This is a genomic window from Kitasatospora sp. NPDC048662, assembly GCF_055587065.1.
This window is the reverse complement of the sequence record NZ_JBVJHA010000031.1, coordinates 1-1,937: the sequence shown is the minus strand read 5'-3', so window position 1 is coordinate 1,937 and position 1,937 is coordinate 1. Positions and strand designations below refer to the sequence as shown.

Below are 1,937 nucleotides of genomic sequence, written 5' to 3'. Positions count from 1 at the left end.
ATTGCGGCGGCGTGTGTGGCGGGTGCGTTGTCGTTGCGGGATGCGGCGCGGGTGGTGGCGTTGCGCAGCAAGGCGTTGCTGCGGTTGGCGGGCACTGGTGGCATGGTTTCGGTGGCTCTTCCCGCCGCCGAGGTCGAGCAGCGGCTGGACCGGCACGCCGGACGGATCTCGGTGGCAGCGGTGAACGGACCCCGCTCCGTGGTGGTGTCGGGCGAGGTGACCGCGCTGGACGCACTGCTCGGCGAGCTGGAGGCCGACGGCGTGCGGGCCCGCCGGATCCCGGTCGACTACGCCTCGCACTCCGCGCACGTGGAGGGGCTCCGCGCGGAACTGCTCGACGTGCTGGCACCGGTCCGGCCGAGGACCGCCGAGGTGCCGTTCTTCTCGACGGTCGACTGCACGTTCAAGGACGGCGCGGAACTGGACGCCGAGTACTGGTACACCAACCTGAGGAACACGGTGCGCCTGGAGGAGGCGACGCGGGCACTGGCCGAGGCCGGGTTCCGCTGGTTCGTGGAGGCCAGCCCGCACCCGGTGCTCACCGTCGGCATCGAGGAGACCCTCGCCGACCTCGGCCCGGCCGGGGCCGCCGCGCGGACGCTCTCCACCTTGCGACGGCAGGAGGGTGGGCTCGACCGGTTCCGCCGCTCGCTCGCCGAGGGTTTCGTGAACGGTCTGCCGGTGGACTGGAGCGACGCGATCCCGGCCGGTGCCGGGCCCGCCGCCGAACTGCCCACCTACCCCTTCCAGCGGGAGCGGTACTGGCTGGACCAGGTCGCCGACCAGGCCGACGTCAGCTCCGCGGGTCTGCACACGGCCGGTCACCCGCTGCTCGGAGCGGTCGTCGAACTCGGCGACGGCAGCGGCGTCCTGCTCACCGGCCGGCTCTCGCTCTCCGGCCACCCGTGGCTGGCCGGCCACGCGCTGTCCGGTACCGCGCTGCTGCCCGGCACCGGGTTCCTGGAGATGCTCAACCGGGCCGCCGAGGCCGTGGACGCCGACCGGGTCGACGACCTCACCCTGATCGCCCCGCTGGTGCTCCCCGAGAGGGGCGCCGTCGCCGTCCAGGTGGCGATCGCGGAGGCCGACGAGTCCGGCCGCCGGGCGGTCACCGTCTACGCCCGGCCCGACACCGACGCCGCCGACGAGGAGTGGACCGTCCACGCCACCGGTGCCGTCAGCCGCGCCGGCGGCGCACCGCGACCCGCCGGCCCGTTGGCCGGCGCCTGGCCGCCGCCCGGGGCGACCCGGATCGACCTCTCCGACGCGTACGGGCGGCTGGCGGAACTCGGCTACGAGTACGGCGCCCCCTTCCAGTGCCTGCGCGGACTGTGGCGACAGGGCGACGAGCTGTACGCCGAGGTCGCCCTGCAGCCCGCGGAGCAGCGCGACGCCCAGCGCTTCGCGATCCACCCGGCGTTGCTGGACGCCGCCCTGCACCCGCTCGCCATGGGCGAGTTGGACGAACCCCGGCCCGGCGCGCTGCCGTTCGCCTGGACCGGCGTCCAGGTGCACGCCGTCGGCGCCACCGAGCTGCGGGTCCGGCTGGCCAGGCGCGCCGACGGCACCGCCTCGATCGAGCTCGCCGACCCGACCGGTGCGCCGGTCGCCACCGTCGAATCCCTGGCGCTCCGTGAGCTCGCCCAGGACCAGGAACAGCTCCGCGGGCGCGCCCTGCCGCTGCACCGGATCGACTGGCAACCGCTCACCGGCCTCGACACCACCCCCGTCAGCTGGGCCCTGCTCGGCCCCGACCCGCTCGGCCTGTCCGCCGGCGCCTCCGAACAGCTGCCGGACCTTGCCGCCCTCCTCGCGGAGGACCGCACCGCCCCGCTTCCCGAGGTGGTGGTGTGTCAGGTGGGGTTGGTGGATGAGGGGTTGGGTGTGGCGGTGGGTGCGCGGGGTGTGGTGGAGGGTGTGTTGGGTTTGGTGCAGGG

Annotated in this window: 1 protein-coding gene; it reads left to right on the top strand. The window is 74.8% G+C overall.

The window, feature by feature from the left end:
- Nucleotides 1–15: 15 nt before the first annotated feature.
- On the top strand, nucleotides 16–1,937 hold a 1,922-nt coding region (locus ACZ6R9_RS33755; protein ID WP_465542597.1), incomplete at its 3' end, for an acyltransferase domain-containing protein.